General features: G+C 59.1%; 2 rRNA genes. Both read left to right on the top strand.

The annotated features are described in order from the left end of the window. Positions 1 to 226 precede the first annotated feature (226 nt). A 16S ribosomal RNA gene (locus IH68_RS51290) occupies positions 227 to 1,752 on the top strand. A gap of 314 nt (positions 1,753 to 2,066) precedes the next feature. After that, positions 2,067 to 2,390, top strand: a 23S ribosomal RNA gene (locus tag IH68_RS0148815); the annotation flags it as partial.

Genomic DNA, 2,390 nt, shown 5'->3' on the forward strand with positions numbered 1-2,390 from the left:
GCCCGGAGGAAAGCCCGAGAGGGTGAGTACAAAGGAAGCGTCCGTTCCTTGAGAACTCAACAGCGTGCCAAAAATCAACGCCAGATATGTTGATACCCCGTTCTCGGTCGTCATGGCCGGGGCGAGGTTCCTTTGAAAAAACACAGCGAGGACGCTGTGAACGGCCGGGCTTATTCCGCCTGGCTGTTCCGCTCTCGTGATGTGTGCACCCGATTACGGGTAAACATTCACGGAGAGTTTGATCCTGGCTCAGGACGAACGCTGGCGGCGTGCTTAACACATGCAAGTCGAACGATGAAGCCCTTCGGGGTGGATTAGTGGCGAACGGGTGAGTAACACGTGGGCAATCTGCCCTTCACTCTGGGACAAGCCCTGGAAACGGGGTCTAATACCGGATATGAGCCTGGGAGGCATCTCCCGGGTTGTAAAGCTCCGGCGGTGAAGGATGAGCCCGCGGCCTATCAGCTTGTTGGTGAGGTAACGGCTCACCAAGGCGACGACGGGTAGCCGGCCTGAGAGGGCGACCGGCCACACTGGGACTGAGACACGGCCCAGACTCCTACGGGAGGCAGCAGTGGGGAATATTGCACAATGGGCGAAAGCCTGATGCAGCGACGCCGCGTGAGGGATGACGGCCTTCGGGTTGTAAACCTCTTTCAGCAGGGAAGAAGCGCAAGTGACGGTACCTGCAGAAGAAGCGCCGGCTAACTACGTGCCAGCAGCCGCGGTAATACGTAGGGCGCAAGCGTTGTCCGGAATTATTGGGCGTAAAGAGCTCGTAGGCGGCTTGTCACGTCGGGTGTGAAAGCCCGGGGCTTAACCCCGGGTCTGCATTCGATACGGGCAGGCTAGAGTGTGGTAGGGGAGATCGGAATTCCTGGTGTAGCGGTGAAATGCGCAGATATCAGGAGGAACACCGGTGGCGAAGGCGGATCTCTGGGCCATTACTGACGCTGAGGAGCGAAAGCGTGGGGAGCGAACAGGATTAGATACCCTGGTAGTCCACGCCGTAAACGGTGGGAACTAGGTGTTGGCGACATTCCACGTCGTCGGTGCCGCAGCTAACGCATTAAGTTCCCCGCCTGGGGAGTACGGCCGCAAGGCTAAAACTCAAAGGAATTGACGGGGGCCCGCACAAGCAGCGGAGCATGTGGCTTAATTCGACGCAACGCGAAGAACCTTACCAAGGCTTGACATACGCCGGAAACATCCAGAGATGGGTGCCCCCTTGTGGTCGGTGTACAGGTGGTGCATGGCTGTCGTCAGCTCGTGTCGTGAGATGTTGGGTTAAGTCCCGCAACGAGCGCAACCCTTGTCCCGTGTTGCCAGCATGCCCTTCGGGGTGATGGGGACTCACGGGAGACCGCCGGGGTCAACTCGGAGGAAGGTGGGGACGACGTCAAGTCATCATGCCCCTTATGTCTTGGGCTGCACACGTGCTACAATGGCCGGTACAATGAGCTGCGATACCGTGAGGTGGAGCGAATCTCAAAAAGCCGGTCTCAGTTCGGATTGGGGTCTGCAACTCGACCCCATGAAGTCGGAGTTGCTAGTAATCGCAGATCAGCAGTGCTGCGGTGAATACGTTCCCGGGCCTTGTACACACCGCCCGTCACGTCACGAAAGTCGGTAACACCCGAAGCCGGTGGCCCAACCCCTTGTGGGAGGGAGCTGTCGAAGGTGGGACTGGCGATTGGGACGAAGTCGTAACAAGGTAGCCGTACCGGAAGGTGCGGCTGGATCACCTCCTTTCTAAGGAGCATCTAGGCCGCCGGGCATTGCCTGGTGGTCCAGGGCCATTACGTCGGCAAACGTTCGACGGTGGTTGCTCATGGGTGGAACGTTGATTATTCGGCACACTTGATCGTCTTCTCCTTCCAGTACTGCTCGCAAGAGCGTGGAACGTTGAGGGGAGCGGGGAGTGTGCCGGGCACGTTGTTGGGTGTCTGAGGGCACGGCCGTGAGGCTGCCTTCAGTGCCGGTCCCGGTGTACTCGCTGGTTTTCCAGTGGGGTGACGGGTGGCTGGTCGTTGTTTGAGAACTGCACAGTGGACGCGAGCATCTGTGGCCAAGTTTTTAAGGGCGCACGGTGGATGCCTTGGCACCAGGAACCGATGAAGGACGTGGGAGGCCACGATAGGCCCCGGGGAGTCGTCAACCAGGCTTTGATCCGGGGGTGTCCGAATGGGGAAACCCGGCAGTCGTCATGGGCTGTCACCCTTGCCTGAACACATAGGGCAAGTGGAGGGAACGCGGGGAAGTGAAACATCTCAGTACCCGCAGGAAGAGAAAACAACCGTGATTCCGGGAGTAGTGGCGAGCGAAACCGGATGAGGCCAAACCTACGACGTGTGAGACCCGGCAGGGGTTGCGTCGTGGGGGTTGTGGGA

Source organism: Streptomyces sp. NRRL S-646 (assembly GCF_000720765.1).
Taxonomy (GTDB): domain Bacteria; phylum Actinomycetota; class Actinomycetes; order Streptomycetales; family Streptomycetaceae; genus Streptomyces.